The 23,208-nt window shown below is 49.2% G+C and carries 18 protein-coding genes; 12 read left to right on the top strand and 6 right to left on the bottom strand.

All coding sequences use genetic code 11. The features are described 5' to 3' along the window. Positions 1-31: 31 nt before the first annotated feature. A complete protein-coding gene (locus AC27IB_RS11105; protein WP_487120924.1) occupies positions 32-1,534 on the bottom strand; it encodes a catalase in 1,503 nt (500 codons plus the stop codon). 292 nt (positions 1,535-1,826) lie between these two features. Between AC27IB_RS11105 and AC27IB_RS11100 the strand changes: the two genes are divergently transcribed. Further along, positions 1,827-4,340, top strand: coding sequence for a putative bifunctional diguanylate cyclase/phosphodiesterase (locus tag AC27IB_RS11100; protein WP_487120922.1), 2,514 nt, complete (start codon positions 1,827-1,829; stop codon positions 4,338-4,340). A 100-nt stretch (positions 4,341-4,440) separates the two neighbouring features. On the opposite strand, the gene AC27IB_RS11095 is transcribed toward AC27IB_RS11100, so the two are convergent. Both AC27IB_RS11095 and glnK read right to left on the bottom strand, forming a co-directional pair. Further along, positions 4,441-5,685, bottom strand: coding sequence for an ammonium transporter (locus tag AC27IB_RS11095; RefSeq protein WP_487120920.1), 1,245 nt, complete (start codon positions 5,683-5,685; stop codon positions 4,441-4,443). Between the two features lie 33 nt (positions 5,686-5,718). Further along, the gene (gene glnK / locus AC27IB_RS11090) at positions 5,719-6,057 is read right to left on the bottom strand and encodes a P-II family nitrogen regulator (RefSeq protein WP_273641883.1); all 339 of its coding nucleotides are present in this window, start codon (positions 6,055-6,057) and stop codon (positions 5,719-5,721) included. 239 nt (positions 6,058-6,296) lie between these two features. Here glnK and AC27IB_RS11085 point away from each other — a divergent pair, with 239 nt between their 5' ends. Together AC27IB_RS11085 and AC27IB_RS11080 are read left to right on the top strand one after the other, a co-directional pair. After that, the gene (locus AC27IB_RS11085) at positions 6,297-7,043 is read left to right on the top strand and encodes a hypothetical protein (RefSeq protein ID WP_487120918.1); all 747 of its coding nucleotides are present in this window, start codon (positions 6,297-6,299) and stop codon (positions 7,041-7,043) included. 10 nt (positions 7,044-7,053) lie between these two features. Continuing rightward, positions 7,054-7,968, top strand: a complete 915-nt coding sequence (locus AC27IB_RS11080) for a DUF808 domain-containing protein (protein ID WP_296044258.1) — start codon at positions 7,054-7,056, stop codon at positions 7,966-7,968. Positions 7,969-8,881: 913 nt separating this feature from the next. Here the strand turns inward: AC27IB_RS11080 and mrcB are convergent. Further along, a complete protein-coding gene (gene mrcB, locus AC27IB_RS11075; RefSeq protein ID WP_487120916.1) occupies positions 8,882-11,206 on the bottom strand; it encodes a penicillin-binding protein 1B in 2,325 nt (774 codons plus the stop codon). Positions 11,207-11,412: 206 nt separating this feature from the next. Here mrcB and AC27IB_RS11070 point away from each other — a divergent pair, with 206 nt between their 5' ends. From AC27IB_RS11070 to AC27IB_RS11040, 7 genes are all read left to right on the top strand, one after another. Next, on the top strand, positions 11,413-11,655 hold the full coding sequence (locus AC27IB_RS11070) for a DUF6489 family protein (RefSeq protein ID WP_296044262.1): 243 nt from the start codon (positions 11,413-11,415) through the stop codon (positions 11,653-11,655). Between the two features lie 18 nt (positions 11,656-11,673). Next, on the top strand, positions 11,674-13,458 hold the full coding sequence (locus AC27IB_RS11065) for a PHA/PHB synthase family protein (protein WP_487120914.1): 1,785 nt from the start codon (positions 11,674-11,676) through the stop codon (positions 13,456-13,458). 234 nt (positions 13,459-13,692) lie between these two features. Beyond that, entirely contained in the window at positions 13,693-14,121 is a 429-nt protein-coding gene (gene phaR, locus AC27IB_RS11060) for a polyhydroxyalkanoate synthesis repressor PhaR (protein WP_296044265.1), read from the top strand. 168 nt (positions 14,122-14,289) lie between these two features. Beyond that, a complete protein-coding gene (locus tag AC27IB_RS11055; RefSeq protein ID WP_296044267.1) occupies positions 14,290-14,919 on the top strand; it encodes a phasin family protein in 630 nt (209 codons plus the stop codon). Between the two features lie 25 nt (positions 14,920-14,944). After that, positions 14,945-15,283 (top strand): phasin family protein, encoded by a 339-nt coding sequence (locus tag AC27IB_RS11050; protein WP_296044268.1) that lies wholly within the window; start codon positions 14,945-14,947, stop codon positions 15,281-15,283. A 198-nt stretch (positions 15,284-15,481) separates the two neighbouring features. After that, positions 15,482-16,699 (top strand): polyhydroxyalkanoate depolymerase, encoded by a 1,218-nt coding sequence (locus AC27IB_RS11045; protein ID WP_296044270.1) that lies wholly within the window; start codon positions 15,482-15,484, stop codon positions 16,697-16,699. A 64-nt stretch (positions 16,700-16,763) separates the two neighbouring features. Next, the gene (locus AC27IB_RS11040; protein ID WP_487120911.1) at positions 16,764-18,056 is read left to right on the top strand and encodes a lytic murein transglycosylase; all 1,293 of its coding nucleotides are present in this window, start codon (positions 16,764-16,766) and stop codon (positions 18,054-18,056) included. A 39-nt stretch (positions 18,057-18,095) separates the two neighbouring features. On the opposite strand, the gene phbB is transcribed toward AC27IB_RS11040, so the two are convergent. Together phbB and hrpB are read right to left on the bottom strand one after the other, a co-directional pair. Then, positions 18,096-18,818, bottom strand: a complete 723-nt coding sequence (phbB, locus tag AC27IB_RS11035) for an acetoacetyl-CoA reductase (protein WP_487120909.1) — start codon at positions 18,816-18,818, stop codon at positions 18,096-18,098. A 161-nt stretch (positions 18,819-18,979) separates the two neighbouring features. Beyond that, positions 18,980-21,454 carry an ATP-dependent helicase HrpB gene (hrpB, locus tag AC27IB_RS11030; protein ID WP_487120907.1) on the bottom strand — a complete coding sequence of 825 codons (2,475 nt, stop codon included), beginning with the start codon at positions 21,452-21,454 and terminating at the stop codon, positions 18,980-18,982. A 170-nt stretch (positions 21,455-21,624) separates the two neighbouring features. Here hrpB and thpR point away from each other — a divergent pair, with 170 nt between their 5' ends. Together thpR and purU are read left to right on the top strand one after the other, a co-directional pair. Further along, positions 21,625-22,224 carry an RNA 2',3'-cyclic phosphodiesterase gene (thpR, locus tag AC27IB_RS11025; RefSeq protein WP_487120905.1) on the top strand — a complete coding sequence of 200 codons (600 nt, stop codon included), beginning with the start codon at positions 21,625-21,627 and terminating at the stop codon, positions 22,222-22,224. A 68-nt stretch (positions 22,225-22,292) separates the two neighbouring features. Then, positions 22,293-23,147: a formyltetrahydrofolate deformylase gene (gene purU, locus AC27IB_RS11020; RefSeq protein ID WP_487120903.1), complete on the top strand. Its 855-nt coding sequence runs from the start codon at positions 22,293-22,295 to the stop codon at positions 23,145-23,147. The last annotated feature ends 61 nt before the right edge of the window (positions 23,148-23,208 follow it).

Genomic DNA, 23,208 nt, shown 5'->3' with positions numbered 1-23,208 from the left:
AGTGAACCGGGCTTTTTTGCATTAAGCTGACTTATTTATCTTTCAGCGGTGTGTCTTCGGTAACCGGTACCGTGTTGACATCGGTATCGAGCGACTCAACGGCATTCCTGACGCCCGCAGCGTAGTCAGGGTGCACTTTTTCCAGTACCGCATACCAGCGCGCTTTAACGCCATCAGAGCAAGGGCCCATGGCAGCAGCGTAATTTTTATATAAACGGGCCTTTTGCTCGTCGGTAAACATTTCATACAACGCCCTTGGCTGCACGTAATCGATATCCGCTTCGTCCTGATGGTACCGGTCGGCATCGCCGTCAATACGCAATGGCGGTTCAGGGTATTTAACCTGAGCTTCAGGGCCACCGTGCTGATTAGGCTCATAGTAGGCATCCGCATTACCGAAATCATTAGTAAAGAATCGCATGGCACCATCTTTATGATAGTGATTTACCTTAGCATTCTTCGGTGCATTCGCAGGCAAGGCTTCATAGTGCGTGCCCAGTCTGTAACGGTGCGCATCTGCATAAGAAAAAATTCTCGCCTGCAGCATTTTATCCGGACTAAACCCAATGCCTGGCACCACGTTCGAAGGGCTATAGGCGGCGTTTTCAACCAACTGAAAATAATTTTCCGGCACGGTATGCATTTCCAGCTCACCCACTTCAATCAGCGGAAAGTCTTTGTGCGGCCAGACTTTGGTTAAATCAAATGGATTGTAGGGCTGATTACCGGCTTCCTCTTCAGGCATCACCTGAATATACAGTGTCCACTTAGGGAAGTTGCCTTCATCAATGGCGTTGATGAGATCTTCCTGATAAGACTCCCGGGTTTTGCCGATAATGTGCTCGGATTCCTCATTAGTATAATGCTGATGGCCTTGCTGGGTTTTAAAATGAAACTTCACCCAGAAGCGCTCCCCATTGGCATTCCACAGACTAAAAGTATGGGAACCATAGCCATTCATGTACATTGGGTTTTTAGGAATACCACGGTCAGACATCAGGATAGTTACCTGGTGCACGGATTCCGGCTGTGCGGCCCAAAAATCAAACATCGCTTCCGGGCTTCTCAGATTAGTTTTAGGGTGACGCTTCTGAGTACGAATAAAGTCGGGGAACTTAAAAGCATCACGGATAAAGAAGATAGGCGTATTGTTACCTACCATATCCCAGTTGCCCTCCTCCGTATAAAACTTGAGGCTGAATCCACGTACATCACGTTCAGTATCAGCCGCGCCGGATTCTCCGGCTACCGTTGACCAGCGGCTTAATACATCGGTTTGCTTGCCTATTTCAGAAAATAAATCAGCGCAGGTGTACTGGGTAATGTCGTGGGTAACGGTGAATGTCCCCTGAAGCCCCCAGCCTTTGGCATGCACCGCGCGTTCAGGAATACGTTCGCGGTTTTGATGGGCGAGCTTTTCAATTAGCTGATAATCTTCCAGCAATACCGGACCGCGACTGCCGGCAGTTTTTGACGTAGCGTTTGAATGAACCGGCGCGCCTGCGGAGGTGGTAAGCTTTGGTGCTTTAGCCATTTTCTGTCCTTTGAGTATGAGTTACTTAATTGATACGCCCTCAGACTGTAAAGCGACCAATCGATTTTGACTGTTGATCAGAATAGTAAAAGTGATTCACTCAGTACCACCCGCAACCATCCGCTTCTGCACTATTTGAGAGCGGGCTTTTACGCAAAATATTTCTCAACTGTTAAACTATAGTAGTAATCAATTATTTTCGTACCCGCTCGCTAACAGAGTGCTGAACCAAAAGCGATTACTGGCCACTGACCACTCACCCCATTCCAAGCTCTTGCTCAGGATGCTGTAAATGACAATTTATTTTGTAGCCGTTATTACACTAAACCTGGTTTGTTTTCTGTTCATCCTGCTGTCCGGTATTCAGCACAAGAAACATCATTACTACTCACTGGCAATCGTTAATTTACTGCTGGTTGGTTACCACTTTTTATCCTGGCGTTTTCACCAGGCCGCCACGGTTTCAGAAGCCATTACTCTCAGTCGATTACACACCAATACCGTAATCCTTGGTTGGCCGTTTATTATCTATACCTTTGGCCACTGGTGCAGATTCCGCTATACCAACCTTATGGTACTGGCTTTCGGTACTATGGCGGCCATTTTCACGCTGTTTAACACATTCTCTGATGCGGTTTTGCGGCATGGTAACAACCCACAACTGGTTAAATTTAATAACTTATTTGGCGAGCAGATGTCCCTGCTGGTTGGTGAGCCCAGTCTGTTTTTCTCCCTGTACCATGCTGGCTTTATCGTTATGGCTGTTGTGCAGCTTTTGTTTGCTTTACGTTTTTATAAACGGCAAAACAATTTTATTTCACTGGCTCTGACCGTTTGCCTGGGGTTGTCGGTAGCCACCAGCTTTATGAGTTATCAGATAGACAGCGGCAGCGTGCCGTTGTTTTATACCGGAGGTCTGCCTTTTACGCTTATCTCTCTGTCTTTTGCCTTAATGCTCAGTGTTTCATACCGGCGTAATGCCAGGGAGCTGGATCATCAGCGTCAACGCCAGCGCGAACTTGAGATGGCCATGAAACGGCTTGCGACCAGCGCGGCGGGTAGCAATGCTGAGCATCTCTATTTTGAAATGATCACCATTCTTTACCAGCTCTCACCGGCTGAATTCATCCTTATTGGCAACCTTTGTCCAGATAATCAAAACCAGGTTGAGACCAAAGCGGTGTTAGCGTTTGGCCAGAAAGGGAAAAACTTCACCTACGAGCTAGCCGGTACCCCTAGTGAAGAAGTGTTAAACCTCGGTTTGCACAGTAGAAGGCACATCAAAGCAGACCGCTTTCATTGTAGCGAGTCTACTGAAATTAAGGCGTCGGGCAGTTACGCTGGCATACCAATTGTAAATGCTGAGCAGCAAAACACCGGGGTGATCATGATGTTCTTCCCCCACGCCAATGGCATGGATAATGCGCTGCAGCAAGCCCTTCAGATCGTTGCATCACGGGCAGCCTCTGAATTACAACGTGATCAGTTGGAGCAGAAATTACGCTCCATGGCTTATTACGATTATTTATCGAACTTACCGAATCGCGCCAAATTACTGGAAGTGCTCAATGCCACGTACCTCGATGCCACCAGGCATCGGCAGAATGCCTTGCTAGTACTGCTTGATCTGGACCATTTTGGTGAGATTAACCGAAAGTACGGCTACGAGATTGGCGATCGGGTGATCCATATTCTGGGTAACCGGTTTGCTGCCTATCGCTCGGCAGATGTTTTTATAGCACGTAATGGCGGTGATGATTTCGCCATATTGTTAACGAACCTGCAAGCCGACTACACCGCACTGCTGCATGTTCACTGGGCAGCTCTGAAAGCCATAGTCAGTGATGAAATTAACATTGGCCGACGTAAGATATCAATTCAGTGCAGCGCAGGAGCCGTGTTATTCCCGGAACAAATTGAAAGTCGTTTTGACGTTATCAGCTCAGCAGAACACGCGCTGCAACAGGCCAAAGAGCGTGGCCGTAATCAGTGCTCACTATTCGCGCCTCAAATGCTCGCTCTCAAGGATGCCGCCCGGGAACTTGAAGAAGAGCTGTCTAAAGCGTTACAGAACGACGACGAACTCTCGATGGTTTACCAACCCAAAGTCGATCCACAGGGTCGCCTGATGGGAAGTGAAGCATTATTACGCTGGCATCACCCGGTTAAAGGCTTCATTTCACCGGCGCATTTTATCCCCATCGCAGAAGAAACGGGCCTGATCCACGAATTAGGCAAATGGGTTTTACGCTGTGTGTTTGATCAACTCAGTTGCTGGCAACAACGCGACGTCCCGCTGTTCCGGGTATCTGTAAACGTAACGGCCTCGCAATTTGCTGAAGGGGATTTTATTCACTATCTGCTGGCGGAACGTGAGCGCTACGAGATACCGGCAGAGCTGATCGAGGTGGAACTCACCGAGTCGAGTTTGTTATTTGACAGCCAAAAGGCCATCGAGCAACTCAAGACATTACAAAGCACCGGCATCTCAGTGGCCCTGGATGATTTTGGCACCGGTTATTCGTCTTTATCTTACCTGCGTGACCTGCCGTTGAACGTGCTTAAAATCGATAAGTCGTTTATTGATAACATCGAGCATCAACAGAGTAAGGAACTGGTCAGGTCGATTATTGCTATCGGTAAACACATGAAGCTGCTCACCGTCGCAGAGGGAACGGAAAACCTGCAACAGGTAGAAATGCTAAAAGAAATGGGTTGCGATTATTTTCAGGGTTACTATTTCAGTCGCCCCCTGAAGCCAGACGCTTTTGAAACTTATGCGACACAGCAGACCGAAGCCTTGTGACTACCCTAAAGAAAAAACCCCGCAAAAGCGGGGTCTGAGTCGAAGTGATTTAGGCTTATTATTATTAACTTAAGTGCCTAATCAATAATGTGTCCGAAGATTATGAACGGCCACCAGTGAAGTCAGGATAAGCTTCCAGACCACATTCACTGATATCAACACCTTCAAATTCTTCTTCTTCGCTAACGCGTACACCGATAACGGCTTTGATGATTAACCAAACCACTAAGCTGGTTACGAATACCCATACGAAGATAGTCAGTGCACCGATGATTTGACCAGAGAGAGTCGCGCCACCAGTAACAGGAACCAGTAACAGACCTAACAGACCAACCACACCGTGAACAGAAATCGCACCTACCGGATCATCGATTTTCAGTTTGTCCAGAGTAACGATACTGAAGACTACCAGGATACCACCCAGAGCACCGAACAGAGTCGCTGTCAGAGGCGTTGGAGTAGAAGGTTCAGCAGTAATCGCTACCAGACCTGCCAGAGCACCGTTCAGCGCCATAGTCAGGTCAGCTTTACCAAACATGATACGAGCAACGATCAGTGCAGCAATACAGCCACCCGCTGCCGCAGCGTTGGTATTCATAAATACAACGGCAACCGCGTTGGCACTCTCAACAGTCGCTGTAGCCAGTACAGAACCGCCGTTAAAGCCAAACCAACCCATCCACAGGATGAATGTACCTAAAGTAGCCAGCGGCAGGTTTGCACCAGGAATCGCGTTAACTTTTCCGTCTGCAGTGTACTTGCCTTTACGAGCACCCAGTACCAGTACGCCAGCTAAAGCAGCCGCAGCACCAGCCATGTGAACGATACCAGAACCAGCAAAGTCAGAGAAACCCAGGTCGCCCAGTGTATACATACCGAATACAGACGCACCACCCCAGGTCCAGGCACCTTCCATTGGGTAGATGAAACCAGTCATAACAACGGTAAAGGCAAGGAATGCCCACAGTTTCATACGCTCAGCTACCGCACCAGATACGATAGACATTGCCGTGGCAACGAATACTACCTGGAAGAAGAAGTCAGCAGATGGGGCATAGGTTGCTGGTTCATCAGCAACGCCAGTTGCGCCGTCAGCTACGATGCCGCCCAGGAAAGGTACCCAGTCACCACCGCCGTACATGATGCCGTAACCGCAAATCATGTACATAGTACAAGCAATCGCAAACAGTGCGATGTTTTTAGTTAAGATTTCAGTTGTGTTTTTAGCACGTACAAGGCCAGCTTCCAGCATGGCAAAACCTGCAGCCATCCACATTACCAGTGCGCCACAGATCAAAAAGTAAAAGGTATCTAACGCGTACCCTAATTCAAAAGTTGTTTCCATTATGCTTATCTCCGCAAATTTCTCGTCGACTGATTACAGTGCGTCGGTATCTGTTTCGCCAGTACGAATCCGGACAGCGCCTTCAAGGTCATAAACAAAAACCTTGCCGTCACCAATTTTGCCGGTCTTAGCAGCGCCAACGATGGCTTCAACCAAACGTTCTACCTGATCATCCTGAACCGCTATTTCCAGTTTGACTTTCGGCAGGAAGTCGACCTGATACTCGGCTCCGCGGTATAATTCTGTGTGTCCTTTTTGACGTCCGAAACCCTTCACTTCGGTTACGGTCAGACCGTCAATACCGATTTCTGAAATGGCTTCACGAACATCATCCAGCTTAAATGGCTTGATGATTGCTGTGACTAGTTTCATGTGTTGCTCCCAAAATAATAGTGGTTTGCTACCAGTGTTCATGTTGTGCGAGATTGACTAGAACAAGTCCTATGCCACAAATTAAAAATCTTATAAATCAATAGCTAAATCAAAAATTGTTATATTTTCTTACATTTTTACGCACCATTTAAATGCATGAGCGTCCGTTTGCACCATTTTGATGCATGACCAATTCATCCTGTCAGTAATGTCGTTTATCGCAGGGAACTTAGCGGTAAATGGCCGGTCTATCTGGCATGGAAAAAATGGACTTAGCCTTTACCGGACCAACCCGCTTTAAACCTTCTGAACCAGCCCCGAACAAAGCTGGCAGATTGGTGTGGCTGATTATCGGCTCGGTGTTGTTTCATATCGCAGTGCTGGCCACACTGTCGTTTCAGCCACCGGCTGTGCCGCCGGTAAAATCCAGCCCGATTAAAGCCGCGTTATACACACCGGTTAGACCCCTCCCCCCAAAGCCCGAGACGAACGAGAAGTCCCAACCGGCACCCGTCGTTGCTGAAGCTGCAGACCCTAACGCTCAGTCATCTGAGGAGCCGCCACCCGCTCAGCAGCACTCACCGCTGGCACAGCCAGAGACGAACGTAAACACCAATAACCAGTCATCTGCACCCGCCCCCGGGGAAATACTCATGCAGGCAGAAGATAGCCCCGCGCCGCCCTCACGACGGCTATCCGATGCCATCAGCCGAGGCATTGCAGGGCAACAGTTGCAGCAACAATACGACTTAGCAGAGGAAGTCAGCCGCCAGCGGCGCGAAGAGCACATCTCACCCGATTTAAAAATCAGTGAGTACGAACCACCCAAAAAAGTCGTCGGTGAATATGCCGTGAATTGCGAAAAGGGAGTGAATAGAACTGTGGCAACAGTTGCGCGACTGTTTGGAGGCAATGTAAAGTGCAACAGTCGCAATGAATTTCAGCAATTCATCGACAAACGACAACATAACCAACCAGAACAATAAGGGACTGCCCGTGGCCGGAGCCAACCTACTTGCACTCATTGATGATATAGCCACTCTGCTAGACGACGTCGCCATGATGTCGAAAATGGCAGCCAAGAAAACTGCCGGTGTGCTGGGCGATGATTTAGCGCTGAATGCCAATCAGGTACAGGGCGTGAAACCTGACCGCGAAATACCCGTGGTGTGGGCAGTGGCTAAGGGATCCTTCATTAATAAACTGATCCTGGTGCCGGCAGCATTGTTGATCAGTGCTTTTGTACCGGTGCTAATCACCGTGCTACTGGTACTTGGCGGGCTCTATTTGTGTTTTGAAGGGGCCGAGAAGGTACTCCACCGCTTCCTGCCCCATAGCGACACCGCGGAGGAAGCCGATGCACGTCTGAATAATCTGGCCGACGCGTCCATTGACCTCGTGCAAATGGAAAAGGATAAGATTAAGGGCGCTATTCGCACCGACTTTATTTTATCGGCTGAAATAGTGGTTATTACTCTCGGCAGCTTGCAAGGTGCCGACCTGACGACTCAGATTCTGGTACTCAGTGGTTTGAGTATCGCCTTTACTATTGGCGTTTATGGCCTGGTAGCCGGCATTGTAAAGATGGACGATCTCGGCCTGTATTTGCTGCGCAAGTCGCTTACCGGTGGTTATAACTCGGCCCAGCGACTGGCCGGCCGTTTTCTGCTCACTGCGGCGCCGGTGCTGATGAAAGTATTGTCGTTTGTTGGCACCATAGCGATGTTTTTGGTGGGCGGCGGCATTCTGACCCACAGCATTCCCTTTTTACATCACCTGGCCGAGTCGGTGAGCCAGTTAGTGCCGCCAATAGCGCTGATCCTGAGCATTGTTGCCGATGGCATTGCCGGATTAATCGCCGGCACCATCATCGCTCTTGCCCTGGCTATCTTCAATAAGGCCCGCAGTTAAAACGTCTTCTATCCACAGTAAAGTTGCGTTCGTCATTTTCGCTACTTTACTGTCATTTCTGTTATTAATTAGTTTAAAAAGCTACTCCTTTATTTTTCGCCACCCTGCCAAAAACAAAACATTCCTATAATTATCAATAATTTAAAAATTAATAACCTGACTGGCACAACTATCGCTAACTATTCTGCGACTTAACTAAACAGACAGCCTGCTCGGCGAGCATGAAGAGGCTCTGATTGGGTACAGGGCAGTGAGTGTGACTCTCTCACTGGTGTGCCCGTAACGAACAGCGAGGTTCGAGATTATGATTACTTACAGTTTTTTGATTTGGCTTTTATTGGGTCCGGTACTGGCTTATATCGTCGCTCTGGGAATTGTGAACGGTATTCGGTATCTGTTTACGTCTGACTCGTTGATCCATTAATAGTTTACCCGTTTTATATCCCTGGACACTCCCGTAGTGCCACTTCTCAGGAATTGCAGATCTCTGCAATCTCCTGAGTTTTTTATCTGTTAAAGACTAATAATCACTCGCAGTTACTCGGTTATAGCAAGCTAGCAGCCTCTTTTCTTCACAACAAACTTATTTTTGCTGTAACGTTCACTTTAAATACGATAGATGTCTTGGCATTTTGTCGGGGTGCCGACAGCACCAAGGGGCGTTATGCGACGCCCCTTGACCCCCGCAGTTCTTACTCACGAAAAGCATACTGTCATCGGGCAGGTAAAACCTATCGACCAGAGAGGGCTCCATGCCCTCGCTGGCCGGAGGCGTCGTCCATGACGCCTCTACGCTTTTACTTCATCTGCCCAATGACAGTATCTCGCTCAATAAGAACCAAAAATAAGGATGTATTGCACTCTGCTTATAAACTTCACCAACCAGGTAGTTTTAGCCAGGTTCATTAGCCTATCAACCACCAAACAACCGTTCCCACCATGACTTTTCCTTTGCTTTCTTAACCGGCGTTTTGTCTCTCGATTGGCCCACACAGCCCTGAGCAGGCGGCAGGGCATCAAGCACTGCAGGGACACTCAGGCTGCCAGGACACCCGGCAGTTAACACTGCACCGGTGACAGGATCAAAGTGAGCTATACCCAGGCCGTTGGGGAAGCGTCGGGACAGTGATTTAGGCTCCTGCAACTGCTGATAAGCCATAAATACCGGCAGCGCGCCGGTAGATCCGGTTAAGCCGATAGATTTATTATCGTCGTTTCCGACCCATACGGTCGCCAGGTTATTGCGGTCATAGCCGGCAAACCAGCTGTCACGGTAATCATCCGTAGTACCGGTTTTACCGGCCATATTGATGTTATCAAAGGCTCTGCCGATAGCTTTTGCAGTGCCCTGGGTAGCAACGCGATACAGGGCGTAGTTAAGCAAATAAGCCGATTCTTCATTAACCCGCTGCTCACCGTATTCTGCCTGTCGCCACATTAAGCGATTATTTACGCTCACAATAGCGCTAACGGTATGCAGTGGTCGATAAGCGCCGTTGTTGGCAATCGTCTGATACAGTTGATTGGTTTCAAAAGGCGTGAGGGCAACGGCCCCCAGCGTTAATGCCGGCACCTCAGGAACAGGCCGTTTGACGCCCAGTTTTTTGAGTGTCGCCGCAACATTGTCGATACCCAGCTCGAGCCCCAAATTAACGGTTGGGACATTAAGCGACAGACTAAGTGCATCGATTAGCGGTACGCTGCCCCGGTAGGTTTTATCAAAGTTCTGCGGTTGCCAGTTATCGCCATGCTCATCGCTGAGTGACAAAGGCTGGTCCTGAAGCGGTGTGGCCAGGTTATACTGTGCAGGCTGCTCCAGAGCTGTCAGATACACGGCCGGCTTTACCAGAGAGCCGATCGGCCGTACCGCATCCAGCGCCCGGTTAAACCCGGCAAAGCTAACATTGCGGCCGCCTACCAGAGCCCGCACTTCACCGCTGCCGATATCCGATACCACCATAGCGCCTTCCAGGGGCGCCTCCCGGCCCGGCTGTAACCGGTCAAGTGTACTGGTCAGCGCCTGCTCTGCTCGGCGCTGGGCATAAATATCCAGGGTAGTGAACACCTTTACTCCTGACTCACGAATATTCGGATCAGCCAGAATAGTTTGCAGTTCTTTGCGCACCTGGGTCATAAATGCCGGGTGCTTGCCGGTTGCCAGACTATCGCCGGTGGCGATACCCACAGGCCTGGACACCGCCATCTCGTATTGTTGAGGGGTTAACTCGTTGCCTTCAAGTAACAGGCGTAATACCAGATTGCGACGTTCCACAGCCCGTTCAGGATACTTTCGTGGATTATAAAACGAAGGGCCTTTGATCATGCCCACCAGCATGGCAATTTCCGTTTCATCCAGTTCATTCACCGGACGGTCAAAATAGAAGTAGCTGGCGAGACCGAACCCGTGCACCGCCATATCCCCACTCTGGCCGAGGAAGACTTCATTGAGGTAGGCCTGAATAATCTTATCCTTGCTGTAACGGGCATCAATGATGATGGCCATTAATGCTTCTTTTATTTTCCGTTCCAGCGACCGCTCACGGGTAAGATAGAGATTTTTTACCAGTTGCTGGGTAAGCGTACTGCCCCCCTGAACCGTGCGTCCGGCCGCAATATTAGCCAGCAACGCCCGAATGATCGATAATGGTGCAACCCCGTGATGACTATAGAAATCACGGTCTTCAGTGAGGGTCAGGGCTTTTACCAGTAAGGGCGGTAAGTCTTCCAGCGTCACCAGCATTCTATCTTCCTGACTGCCACTGGCAAGACGGGTCACCAGCCAGGATTCGAGTCTGACCTGTGGCAACTGCTGGTCGGTCTGTAAATCGGTTATTGAAGCAATACGTGAACCGTTCCAGCGAATGCTTAACTGGCGCAGCGGCTGAAAGCCGTCAGGAAAATGGAAAGCCCGGCGAAAAATATTAATGGCTGCCGAGCCAACACTGTATTCGCCACTCCCCTGAATCTGAGTCACCCGCCGGTATCCCAGCAGCTTCAACTCATCGAGTACTTCCTTGCGGGTAATTTCCTCACCGGTTTCCAGTTGCAGTGGCCGGGCATAGATTTGTGCAGGCACCTGCCACTTGTTGCCCGAAAAATGGTGTTTTATCTGGGCATCCAGATAAATGACATAGGCGCCAAACAGCACCAGCAGGATCAAAGATAGCTTCCAGAAAAACCGCCAGAGTCGACGTTTTCGGTTAGGATTAGCAGTAGGTTCGGCTTTTTTTGATGTCACAACACTTCCTGTAAATACTTTGCGGGAACGACCGGTTGCTGGCATTCAGACCGGGCAAGGGATACAGCAGGATTGTTTGCGCTGTATCAATTACCTTTATGCAACTTTAGGCTCATCAGACTAGACAAGTGATTGTTCGCTTTTTACTCTGTAAGTCAAACAGCCCATGGGAAAGCCATAATACTGGCTAAAGTAAGGAGTTTACCATGAAAATTACCGTCGATATCGATCTGTCACCGTCAGAAGCTCGCGAACTCTTAGGCTGGCCGGACATGACCAAAATCCATGAAGCCACCATTGCTATGTTTACCGAACAATTACAAAACGGTAACCAGGAAACAATGATGACCCTTCTAAAACCCTACCTTGACGGCAGTCAGCAGGCCTTTTCTTTCTACCAGAAAATGATGGAAGGCATTGCCACTGGCGCTGCGTCAGGCAAAAAATAACAACTTCAAGGAGCACTTGTGGAGCAACAGGATAAGCAGGAAATTCTGAACACGCTGAACCAGTATGCTGAGCAGTTTAATAGCATGGTACAGAAAATTCTTACCCGACAGGCTGATTCGAATGACGCTGCTGCGATGTTCGACCCGCAACACTTGCAACAGCTACTGACCACAAAACTGGCCGATAAGGTAGAGGTAGACACATCCAGGCTGGTTGAAAACCAAATGGAGTTCATGCGCCAGCAAACCGAACTCTGGCAACAGGCAACCAAAGCGATGTTCGGTGAAAAAGCCGAAACAGTGGTAAACGAACAACGGGGGGATAAGCGTTTCAGCCACTCCGACTGGAACGAAAACCCGGTATTTAACTATTTAAAGCAAGCCTATCTGATCAACTCCAAAATGCTGCAGGGTATGATGGACTCCATGACCTTTGCCGATCCTAAGTCGGCTGAGCAGGTTAAATTCTACACCCGCCAGTACATTAACTCGGTCGCACCAACCAACTACTTGTTTTCGAACCCCGACGTTTGTGAAGAAATCCTTAAGTCCAAAGGGCAAAGCATGCTCAAAGGCATTGAGAATTTTATGCGCGATCTTGAGCAAAGCCCCCTTGAAGCGTTCAAGATTACCCAAACCGACATGTCAGCCTTCGAACTCGGCGAAAACCTGGCGACCACCGAAGGCAAAGTGGTGTATCAGAATGAACTGATCCAGCTTATTCACTATACGCCCAAGAAAGCGAAAACCTACGCACCGCCGATTTTATTTGTGCCGCCGTTTATCAATAAATATTACATACTCGATCTGGATGAAAAGAAGTCGGCAGTAAAAGGCTTGCTCGAAAACGGCTTTAGTGTGTTTATGATTTCCTGGGTTAATCCGGATAAAACGCTCGCCGACTATGACTTTGTCCGCTACATGAAGCTCGGGCCGCTGGCCGCACTGGATGTGGTTTGCGATATAACCAGGCAACCGAAGGTAAACCTGGTCGGTTTTTGTGTTGGCGGCACATTGTCAGCCGTTACCTCGGCGTACCTGCGAGCTCAGGGCGACAAACGTATTCAGTCACTTACCCTGCTGACTACCCTGACCGATTTCAGTGAACCAGGCGAAATCGGTAACTATCTGACTGAAGAAAGCCTCAACGCCATGGAGCAAAACGCTGACATTAAGGGGGTCTACGATGGCCGTATACTCGGTTTAAGTTTCAGTCTGTTGCGCGAGAACAACCTGTTCTGGTCGTACTTTATTAATAATTACTTAAAAGGTGAGGATCCGGCAGCTTTCGATATTCTGTTCTGGAACAGTGATGCGACCAACATCACCTCGGCCTGCTTCAAACAGTATGTTCGGACTATGTACTGGGAAAACAAATTGCGCGAGCCAGGGGGCATGGTGATTGACGGCGTGCCAATTGATTTAGGCAATATCGACGTGCCGGTATATTTCCTGGCGACGATTGCCGATCACATTGTGCTTTGGCAAGCTGCCTACAAAGGCACGCAGCTGGTAGGGGGAGATACCCGCTTTGTGCTGGCTGGCTCAGGACACTTAGCCGGCGTGATCAATCCGCCGGCCAAAGGCAAGTATCCGCACTGGATAAACGAAGACCTGCCGGAAGATGCGGCGGCCTGGTTTGATGGTGCCACCCAGCACGAAGGCTCCTGGTGGCCGGACTGGTATAACTGGTTACAGTCCCACGATGATAAACAGGTTACGGCTCCGAAACCGGGTAAACACAAGTCTTACCCTGTTATTGAGGAAGCCCCGGGCAGCTACGTTAAGCGACGTCTGGGCTAAGGATCATCCGACCGATATTTGCTCTGTCGGCCTGTTCTGCGCTACATTGCAGGATAGCTGACAGAGTTTGCTGAACCATCCGCCGCTTATATCCGGGCCGAATGTTGATATTTCAGACCTCTGTACACCTGATTTTGACGCTGGTAAACCGGCTGTTCGACATCTGCTACCAGCAACGATAAGCAGCTGAGAACGCTGCTCACTCATGTTCAATCACGACAAGTACAGGTTCCAATGGTTACTATCAAGAAATATCCAAATCGCAGACTTTATGACACCTCACGCAGTCAGTATGTGAACATGGATTACATTAAAACCCTGGTTAACGAGCGTACCGACTTTAACGTTGTCGACTCGAAATCCGGCGACGATGTGACCAAAACGATTCTGTTACAAATCATCAGTGAATCTGAAACCAATGAACATCAGTCGCTGCTGACCAACAAACTCCTTAAGCAACTCATTCGTTTCTACGATTCAGATATGCAGTTATTCCTGCGCGAATACCTGGAACAAAGCCTGATTAACTTTATGGAACAACAGGACAGTTTGCAGGGTATGATGAAGAATATGGTAGATACCAGCCCGCTGGGTATGTTCAGTAAAATCATGGAACAGAATATCGACGCCTGGACCAAATCGACAAAAGATCAGAAAAAATAGCCACTTGCTGCACTGCAGCATAAAAAGTTGTATAGTTATTCTATATTGTTCTAGTCGTTTTGCTGCATTGCAACAAAATACCTCTTGACCATTCCGACCTCTACTGTCTAATATATAACCAACGAATGCTGCAACGCAGCAAGTATAAACTTCGAACGGGAGTGTTATATGTTTGGCAAATTTTCAGAACAACTCAAAAAGTCTTCTAAGCCGGTGAATTCATGGATGGCTGTGAATGCAAAAATGCTGGAAGACTTATCGCAAAATCAAACCGAACTGTTTACCGGTTTACTGAGCGATAGTGTGAAATATCTCGAGACCGTATCGGTTCAAACCGAAGCAAAAGGTGTTTTTGCCGCCAATTCTGAGTTTGCAGAAGCAATGCGCGACCGTTTGGCCGTTGCCTCTAAGGGCGCTTATTCAACGCTTAGCCATTTACAGTCCGACATGAAGGGCGTGGTGAAGTCTTCGATTGAAGATACGGCTGAAGTCGCCAAGGAAGTAACAAAAGAAGTCACCAAGGCTGTTGAGAAACCAGCAGCTAAGGCCGCACCGGCAAAAGAGCCAGCCAAGAAAGCGGCGCCTAAGCCTGCCGCAAAGGCCGCTCCAACTCCGGCGCCAGCGCCTAAAGAGGAGCCAGCCCCGGCAAAGGAAGTTACCGCAGCGGCGAAGCCAGCTGAAGCTGAAGCTAAGCCGGCAAGCAAGCCTGCTGCTAAGAAAACAACGCGTACTCGCAGAACAACTTCGACAGCTAAAAAGCCAGCAACTAAAGCGGCCGAAACCAAATCAACTAATTAATTAACGACTCTTTAAGGAGAGACTAATGCTAGAGCAAATGACTGAAAAATTTCAAACTGCAATGAAGCCAGTAACTGAACTTGCGACTTTGAACATGAACACAATGCAGGAATTAGCTGAAAAGCAAAATTCTCTGTTTTCTACCCTGATGTCTGACGGTATGTCTTTTGTTGAGACTGCCAGCCAGCAAAAAGACCTGATGAGCCTTGCTGAAGCGCAAAAAGCGTATTTAGAAAGCCTGCAGGAAAAAATGACTGAGTCAGCCAAAAGCAGCTACACGCTGATCACTGAAACCCAGCAAAAAGCGGGCGAAATGATGAAAGGCATGAGCGAAGAGTTTTCTACTAAGTTTACTGCTAAGTAAGACTCCGCCAGGCTAAAAATGCCCGCAACACTTGCGCTAAATATTGGACAAAAGTGTTATGCGGGCCGAGAAAAAGGGCTGTTATATTTAATGGCCCTTTTTTGATATTTGTATTACATTATTTTGACATTTGTGGAACCAAGGTATTTTTTGCTGGTCCACTTATCACTCAAAAGTAGTACCTCCGGGAGTGACACAATGAATTACCAAGCATACGACTACATGGCTCGCGGTGCGCAAATCATGCATGAAGGGTTTAGTCTGCTAAACGATATTGCCAGCCACCCGTCGAATCCATTTTCCCACACTATTCCGGGCCGGGTCAGCCGGGCGAGTCTTGAGACCGCCATGCGACTTACCCGCCGCTACGAGAAAGTTGGCTTTAATATCGATGAGATCACCATTGATGGCAAGTACCACGCCGTTAAGGAAGAAGTCGCAGTGGCAAAACCTTTCTGCGATCTGATTCATTTTAATCGCGTAGGTGTGCACGACGACCATAAAGTATTGCTTGTTGCACCACTCTCCGGCCACTTTGCAACCTTACTGAAAGGTACGGTAGAAGCCTTGTTGCCAGATCATGAGGTCTATATCACTGACTGGGCGGATGCCCGTGAAGTGCCTCTGTCAGAGGGGCCATTTAGTTTTGACTGTTATGTTGAGTACCTGATTAACTTTATGGAGTATCTGGGGCCTAATACGCATTTAATGGCTATTTGTCAGCCCACGGTTCAGGCTCTGATCGCCACCGCAGTTATGGCAGAACAGAAGAATCCGGGTACGCCGCATTCTCTGACGCTGATGGCGGGTCCAATCGATACCAGTAAAAACCCAACCCGGGTAAACGAGTTTTCCAAGAAACACCCCATGTCATGGTTTCGCAATGTGGCCATCATGAGTGTGCCTCATGGCTATCCCGGTGAAGGTCGCAAGGTCTATCCAGGCTTTATGCAGCTCGGTGGTTTCATTAGCATGAACCACAAATCACACATGCAAAAATATATCGATTTCTACCAGAACCTGTTTATGGGTGAGGAAGAAGATGCCGACCGTTTCCGGGCATTCTACGATGAATATCTGGCCGTGCTGGATATGCCGGCAGAGTTTTACCTGGAAACCATTGAACGGGTTTTCAAAAACAACGAAGTTGCCCGCGGCGCCATTACTTACAAAGGACACCCGGTTAACTTCGAAGCCATCGACAACACGCCTTTATTGACGGTTGAAGGTGCTAATGACGATATTTGTGGCCTGGGTCAAACGGAAGCTGCTCAGCAGTTATGCAAAAGCATTCCTAAATCCAAACGCAAGCATCACGTCCAGCAGGGCGCTGGTCACTACGGTATTTTTAGTGGCTCTCAGTTCCGCAAACATATTCGTCCGCTAATCACCGATTTTATTCATAAATTTGCCTGACGTTATCTCGCCCATGCTAGCAACTTAGGTTAGCATGGGTGCACTTAATTTCAGGGAGAATTCTATGCGCTTTGTTCCCCGCTGCACAGCCGCTAAAGGTCAGCGGTTGTTCCCACGGTTAACCTCCTGTTTTATGTTGTCACTGGCTGCGTTGAGTTTTCAACCTTTAGCCTATGCTCAGCAAAATGACGAAGAACAACCCACTACGAATGACGATCCGGTGCAGACCTTTAACGTCTGTAAACAAAGCCTGCAACAGTCAGCTATAGAAGCCGGTATTACGCCAGCCATTGCAGAGCAGGTATTTGCCAATATTAACTATCAGCCTCGAGTGATTGAACTGGATCGGAGTCAGCCGGAGTTTGTGCAAACCTTTCCCAGCTATTTCAGCAAAAGGGTTAATGACTGGCGAATCAACAAAGGGCGTCAGCTTGCCGGCGAACACAAAGTATTGTTGCAGGACCTTGTAAAACAATACGGCATTCCGGCACAGTACCTACTGGCATTTTGGGGCCTGGAAACCAATTTTGGTGGCTACAAAGGTAAGATGCCGGTACTGGATTCATTGGCTACCCTGGCCTGCGATCCGCGTCGCAGCACGTTTTTCACCCGCGAATTATTAACGGCCGTTAAGTTACTGGAAGCACAGTCTCTGGAGCAGGAAAAAATGGTAGGTTCCTGGGCGGGAGCCATGGGGCATACCCAGTTTATGCCATCTGCCTATGCCAACTACGCCATAGACGGCGACGGCGACGGACAAATTAATCTTTGGGACAGCGAAGCGGACGCCTTAACCTCGGCAGCCAACTTCCTTTCCCAGTTAGGCTGGCAACCGGGCTTTCGCTGGGGCAGAGAAGTTCAACTGCCCGTTGGATTTGACTACTCACTGCTGGGCTACTCCAAACGCCGCACTGTGACTGACTGGGATGAACTCGGGGTCACTCGCGCCAACGGTAACGCCCTGGGTAATAGCGATATGAATGCCTATTTAGTGATGCCTGCCGGTCATGAAGGACCTACCTTTCTGGCGTATCCTAACTTCAGAGTGATTATGCGCTGGAACAATTCAGAGTTTTACGCCATTGCCGTAGGCCGACTGGCAGACAGAATTGCTGGCGACGGGGAATTAGTGGCGTCATTGCCGCCTTTGCCTAATTACCGCCGGGACGACATTAAAACCCTGCAGGAGCAACTAAACCTGAAAGGCATTGATGTAGGTGGAGCAGATGGCATATTAGGCCCAGCGACCCGTGAAGGGATCCGCGAATTTCAGCGCCGTACCGACATGATTGCCGATGGCTTTCCGTCGCTCGCGGTAATGGAAGCCTTGGGCATTAATGTTACCCCGACCTCCTGACACCTAAAAACAAGCCGGGCGATGCCCGGCTTTGTTCTTTTAATACATGTGTTGGCCGCCGTTTATCGACAGTGTTGAACCTGTGATAAAGCTGGACTCATCTTTGATTAGAAATAGCACACCGTCAGCGATGTCTTCCGGCTTACCTAAACGGCCTACCGGGATCCGCGCAACGATTTTCTTGAGTACGTCTTCTGGCACCGCACGTACCATATCCGTGTCGATATAGCCTGGAGCAATAGCGTTTACGGTAATGCCTTTACCAGCGCCTTCCTGAGCAAGTGCTTTGGTGAAACCATGGATCCCTGATTTCGCTGCAGCATAGTTAACCTGGCCATACTGACCAGCCTGTCCGTTGATTGAGCCAATATTAACAATACGGCCAAAAGAGCGTTCGCGCATACCTTCAATTACCGCCCGGCAGGTGTTAAAACAAGATGCCAGGTTGGTTTGAATGACCGCGTTCCACTGCTCAAAGGTCATACGATGCATGGTGCCGTCACGAGTGATACCCGCGTTGTTGATCAGTACATCAACCGGGCCAAAATCCGACTCGATCTGCTCTATAGCAGCTTTGGTTTTATCGAAATCTGACACGTCAAACTTCATCGCAGCAATACCGGTTCGTTCGGTAAATTCCTGTGCTGCCTGATCGTTTCCGCCGTAGTTAGCCACTACGGTATAACCCGCATTCTTTAGTGTCGTACAGATTGCTTCACCAATACCGCGTGTTCCACCTGTAACGAGTGCTACTCTGCTCATGCTATTTCCTTCTTGTTTGATATTGCTCAACGTACAACTGATTACTATATAATCATCTATAGCTCGAATATTCCACCGTGAAAATCAGACGTTGGTCTATAAACTATTCTCCTGGTCAATAGCCTATTAGGTCTATATGACATTTTAATAATAGTATTCAGTTACTTATTCTTCGTTGTTTTAACTGAAGGAATTGAAGTGGTCGGATCTTCGGGCCAGTAATGTTTGGGATACCGGCCTTTCATGTCTTTTCTCACTTCCGCATAGCTGCCCTGCCAGAATCGTGGTAAGTCATTGGTGGTTTGAATCGGTCGACTGGCCGGCGACAGCAGTTCAACCGTCACAGTCTGGCGTCCCTGCCCCACAGTTACCGGCGCCGCACTACCATACATTTCCTGCATCTTGACTGACAGCACAACGCGGCTTTCACTTTCATACCGTAATCGACGAACACTGCCGCTGGGTACTTTCAAGCTCATGGGCAGATGCAGTTCAATAGCCTGACGCAGTGGCCAGGCTAACGTCTGGAGAACGACCTCCGGCCAGTGAACTTTTTGCAACTGACCCAGTGACTTACACCGACCCAACGCAGATTGCACCTCATCCTGGTCAAGCATCCACTGAGCATCTATATCCGGCCAGGGGGCATTGCCCTCATAACCACCGGAAACAATATTGAGTTCACGAGCCATAGTCAGCCGATTTAAGGTCTCTTCCAACTCGTTAAAGAATGGCCAGTCTTTAATGTTTCTATCACACAGCCAGTCCTTCCAGCATTGGATCCGTTGCGCTTCACCGAGCCTTGCCAGTGGTCTGCGAGACAGAAGTATTTGTTTGAAGTAACACCGTTCCTCGGCTTTTATGGCATCGCTTTGGGCATCATAAAATGCATACTGCTCGGTCCTGATAAGCGCCGCAAAGTGACTAAAAATGACTGACTCTTCAATTGGCTGGGCCAAACGGATAAGTAAATTAGCGCCTTTGCGCTGTCCGCTTAATACCGCCAGCCAGGGCTGCTCAGCAGGGGACGGCTGAACCAACTCAGCGCCGGTTCCCATCGCCAGCTTAAACTCCTGCAGGTTCCGCGCCCTGGCAATCCATCCGGGCTTCGCAAGGCTAACAGCGAGTCCGATACTCTGCTCTGACACATGCAGGATATCTGCTATTGTATTTTGGTAACCCAGGAGGCGGGCATACCGCGCCGCCTGGCGACTCACCGATTGCCTTTGCTGGGGAGTCAGGCAGCGAATCACCTCGCTTATCACCCACTGGTCTGTGCGTGGTGACTCCTCGGCCAACGCTGTCACCACACAACCGGCGATTAGCAAAGACTGATCGTCGCTCAGCTCAGCTTCATCCTTGAGTTGTAACAGCATACTGGCAAATCTGGGGTCAACCGGTAGTCGCAGACTCGCCTTTCCAAGTGGCGTGATGCGCTTTTGCCCATCGAGCAAATTCAATTCCTGCAAAGATTGGCTAGCGGCATTCAGTTGGGCCTCGCTGGGGAGATCCAATAAAGGCAGTGCTTCAAGGGCGGTGCCCCAGTCGGCACTATGCAGCACCAGAGGAGTGATATCTTCAGTCCGTATGGCGGGCTGGGAAAACTCTGCCAGACGGCTGTGTGATTCTTTGCTCCAAAGGCGATAACAGATCCCTTCCTGCACCCTTCCCGCCCGGCCTTTTCGTTGTTCAGCGGAAGCCTGGGAGATCATTTTTAATGACAGCTCGGTCATGCCGGTGGTCGGGTGAAACTGAGCGACCTGCTCCCGACCACTGTCAATAACCAGTCTGATCCCTTCAATGGTCAGGCTGGTTTCAGCAATGTTGGTAGCGAGTATCACCTTCCTCATATTATCCACATGAGGTCTAAGAGCCAATTGCTGTTCCTTAATCGGTAAGTTACCGTGCAACGGTAAAATTGCAGCCTGCTTTCCCTCTATTGCAGACAGCGCGCCCATCACCTGACTGATATGTTTCACGGTCGGTAAAAACACCAGTACATCGCCGTTTTCGCTATTGAGCACTTCGCCAATCAGCGCTGCCACACGCGGGCTAAGCTGTGAGATATGGCATTCCCCTACGTAGACTTCCTCAACGTCAAATCGCCGCCCCTGACTCGATAATACTGCGGCGTCAGGCAACAACCGACGCAGGGGACTGACATCCAGCGTTGCAGACATCACCACCAGTCGCAGGTCATCACGCAGGTTTTGCCGCACTTCTGTCGCCAGCGCCAGGCTAAAATCACTGTGCAAGCTGCGTTCGTGAAACTCATCAAATAAGATTATATCGACATCATGCAGCTCCGGATCCTGTTGTAGCCTCCGGGTAAGAATGCCTTCGGTAATAATTTCAAGGCGGGTCGCAGTACTGGTTTTCTGCTCACCACGGATACGATAACCAATTGTTTCTCCCACTTGTTCGCCTAATTGTCGGGCCAGATAACCCGCCAGCTGTTTAACCACTACGCGACGTGGTTGTAGCAGCAATATTCTGGCCGATGTTGAACGCAACAAAGCCAGCGGCACTGCAGTAGACTTACCGGCACCAGGCGGTGCACTGAGCAATACATCATTAGTGGTCAGTGTAGCCAGAAAATCGGGAATAATGCTTTCTACAGGTAACAAGTTCGACATTGAAATACTTTTAGCAACAGAAAAAGAATAGTTGTTCTTTATTTAATTACACTACAATAAGTGCGTACGGCAGTATATCGGCGGACATTCCAGACATAAACCTGTCTTGTTCTGCGTTTTATAAACTGCCAACATAGATAACGAATTAGCTTATCAGGCCCTGGTGTGACATGCGTTATTTTATTGGATTGGATTTATCGCCGGCAAACAAACTGGCGCTCGACGGCTGGCGTGAAAAAAGCCTGCCAGAATTCCCTCGTGTTAAGATGCCGGTAAACACCAAAGCACCTATCCGCCAGCCACGGCCGGTGCCCGCCGCAAATTTTCATATGACTCTTTGTTTCCTTGGTTCTGTTACGCCGCGCCAGTTAGAGGCCGTCACCGGCTTACTGGGGGAAGTAACCGCACAACCTTTCGAACTCACACTGAATAACACCGGGTTCTGGTCGGGTCCAAAGATTTTCTATGTGTGCCCCGATGTCATTCCTGATCCCCTGAAACAGCTCGCCGCTAAAGTATCAACCGCGGCGCACCAGGCTGACATTGCCATAGAAAAGCGTGACTATCAGCCTCACGTTACGATGATTCGTAACGTTAAGGCAGACTTCCCGCCACCGCTTTTTCCGCCGTCTATTGCCTGTCAGTTCAGTCAGTTCCATTTATTTGAGTCGGTCTCGACCCATTCTGGTGTAACATACCCTATCCGCCAGAGCTGGCCGTTGCGGGACGGCAATTCGATACGCGAAAAATTACTCCGCGGGAATTTTTAACCTTTGCCTCTTTACAGCACCTTCCCTGCTCGGTAAAAAGACACTTCACTTTAGAGAACACCAGTCACATGCACCAAACTTTCAGACTTATTATCGATTGCCCCGACCAGGTTGGCCTGGTAGCGCGGGTTTCCCAGTTTCTGGCCGACCACGATGCGTCAATTCTCGAAGCCAGCCATCACACCGACGTGCAAACTGGTCGGTTTTTTATGCGTCATGAAATCAGTACCGATTCCTTAACCCTTTCTTACGATCGGTTTATTGAAGAATTTACGCCGCTGGCCAACGAGTTTCAGATGCAATGGAAAGTCACTGATTCCGCCAAGCGCCAGCGCGTGGCCCTGCTCAGCAGCGTTGAATCCCATTGTCTGGTAGATATTCTGCACCGCTGGCATACCGGTGAGTTACATTGCGATATCCCCTGTATTATCGGTAATCACCCACAAATGAAGCAGTTTGCTGACTGGTATAAGGTGCCATTCCACTGGGTAGACTTTAAGACCCTAGGGAAGGAAAATGCGTTCAAGCAAGTCGAGGTATTGCTGGATGAATACGCCATCGACCTCACCGTACTTGCACGTTTTATGCAGATCCTGCCCGATCATCTGTGCACCAAACTCGCCGGCCGGGCAATCAATATTCATCACAGCTTTCTGCCCTCTTTTGCCGGAGCAAAACCTTACCAGCAAGCGTACGACCGCGGCGTGAAGCTCATCGGCGCGACCTGTCACTATGTCACACGAGATCTCGATGAAGGCCCTATCATTGAGCAAAGCGTAAAACGAATTAGCCACAGTGATACAGCTACCGATATGGTACGTAAAGGTAAAGACTGTGAAGTGAATGCGCTGGCGACCGGTGTTCGCAACCACCTCGAAGACAGAGTCATTATTCACCATAATAAAACCGTAGTATTCGCCTAGGGCTTTTGTCGCTGACAGGCGCGAGATAACGCCTGTCAGTTGCACACCTGTGTGGCGAAGA

This window comes from Alteromonas sp. 4NH20-0104, from assembly GCF_057547795.1.
This window is presented reverse-complemented; position numbering and strand designations above follow the sequence as displayed.

Coding starts and splice junctions, on each gene's coding strand:
- AC27IB_RS11105 (WP_487120924.1), bottom strand. CDS start 1,534: ATGGCTAAAGCACCAAAGCTTACCACCTCCGCAGGCGCGCCGGTTCAT.
- AC27IB_RS11100 (WP_487120922.1), top strand. CDS start 1,827: ATGACAATTTATTTTGTAGCCGTTATTACACTAAACCTGGTTTGTTTT.
- AC27IB_RS11095 (WP_487120920.1), bottom strand. CDS start 5,685: ATGGAAACAACTTTTGAATTAGGGTACGCGTTAGATACCTTTTACTTT.
- glnK (WP_273641883.1), bottom strand. CDS start 6,057: ATGAAACTAGTCACAGCAATCATCAAGCCATTTAAGCTGGATGATGTT.
- AC27IB_RS11085 (WP_487120918.1), top strand. CDS start 6,297: ATGGCCGGTCTATCTGGCATGGAAAAAATGGACTTAGCCTTTACCGGA.
- AC27IB_RS11070 (WP_296044262.1), top strand. CDS start 11,413: ATGAAAATTACCGTCGATATCGATCTGTCACCGTCAGAAGCTCGCGAA.
- phaR (WP_296044265.1), top strand. CDS start 13,693: ATGGTTACTATCAAGAAATATCCAAATCGCAGACTTTATGACACCTCA.
- AC27IB_RS11055 (WP_296044267.1), top strand. CDS start 14,290: ATGTTTGGCAAATTTTCAGAACAACTCAAAAAGTCTTCTAAGCCGGTG.
- AC27IB_RS11050 (WP_296044268.1), top strand. CDS start 14,945: ATGCTAGAGCAAATGACTGAAAAATTTCAAACTGCAATGAAGCCAGTA.
- AC27IB_RS11045 (WP_296044270.1), top strand. CDS start 15,482: ATGAATTACCAAGCATACGACTACATGGCTCGCGGTGCGCAAATCATG.
- AC27IB_RS11040 (WP_487120911.1), top strand. CDS start 16,764: ATGCGCTTTGTTCCCCGCTGCACAGCCGCTAAAGGTCAGCGGTTGTTC.
- phbB (WP_487120909.1), bottom strand. CDS start 18,818: ATGAGCAGAGTAGCACTCGTTACAGGTGGAACACGCGGTATTGGTGAA.
- hrpB (WP_487120907.1), bottom strand. CDS start 21,454: ATGTCGAACTTGTTACCTGTAGAAAGCATTATTCCCGATTTTCTGGCT.
- thpR (WP_487120905.1), top strand. CDS start 21,625: ATGCGTTATTTTATTGGATTGGATTTATCGCCGGCAAACAAACTGGCG.
- purU (WP_487120903.1), top strand. CDS start 22,293: ATGCACCAAACTTTCAGACTTATTATCGATTGCCCCGACCAGGTTGGC.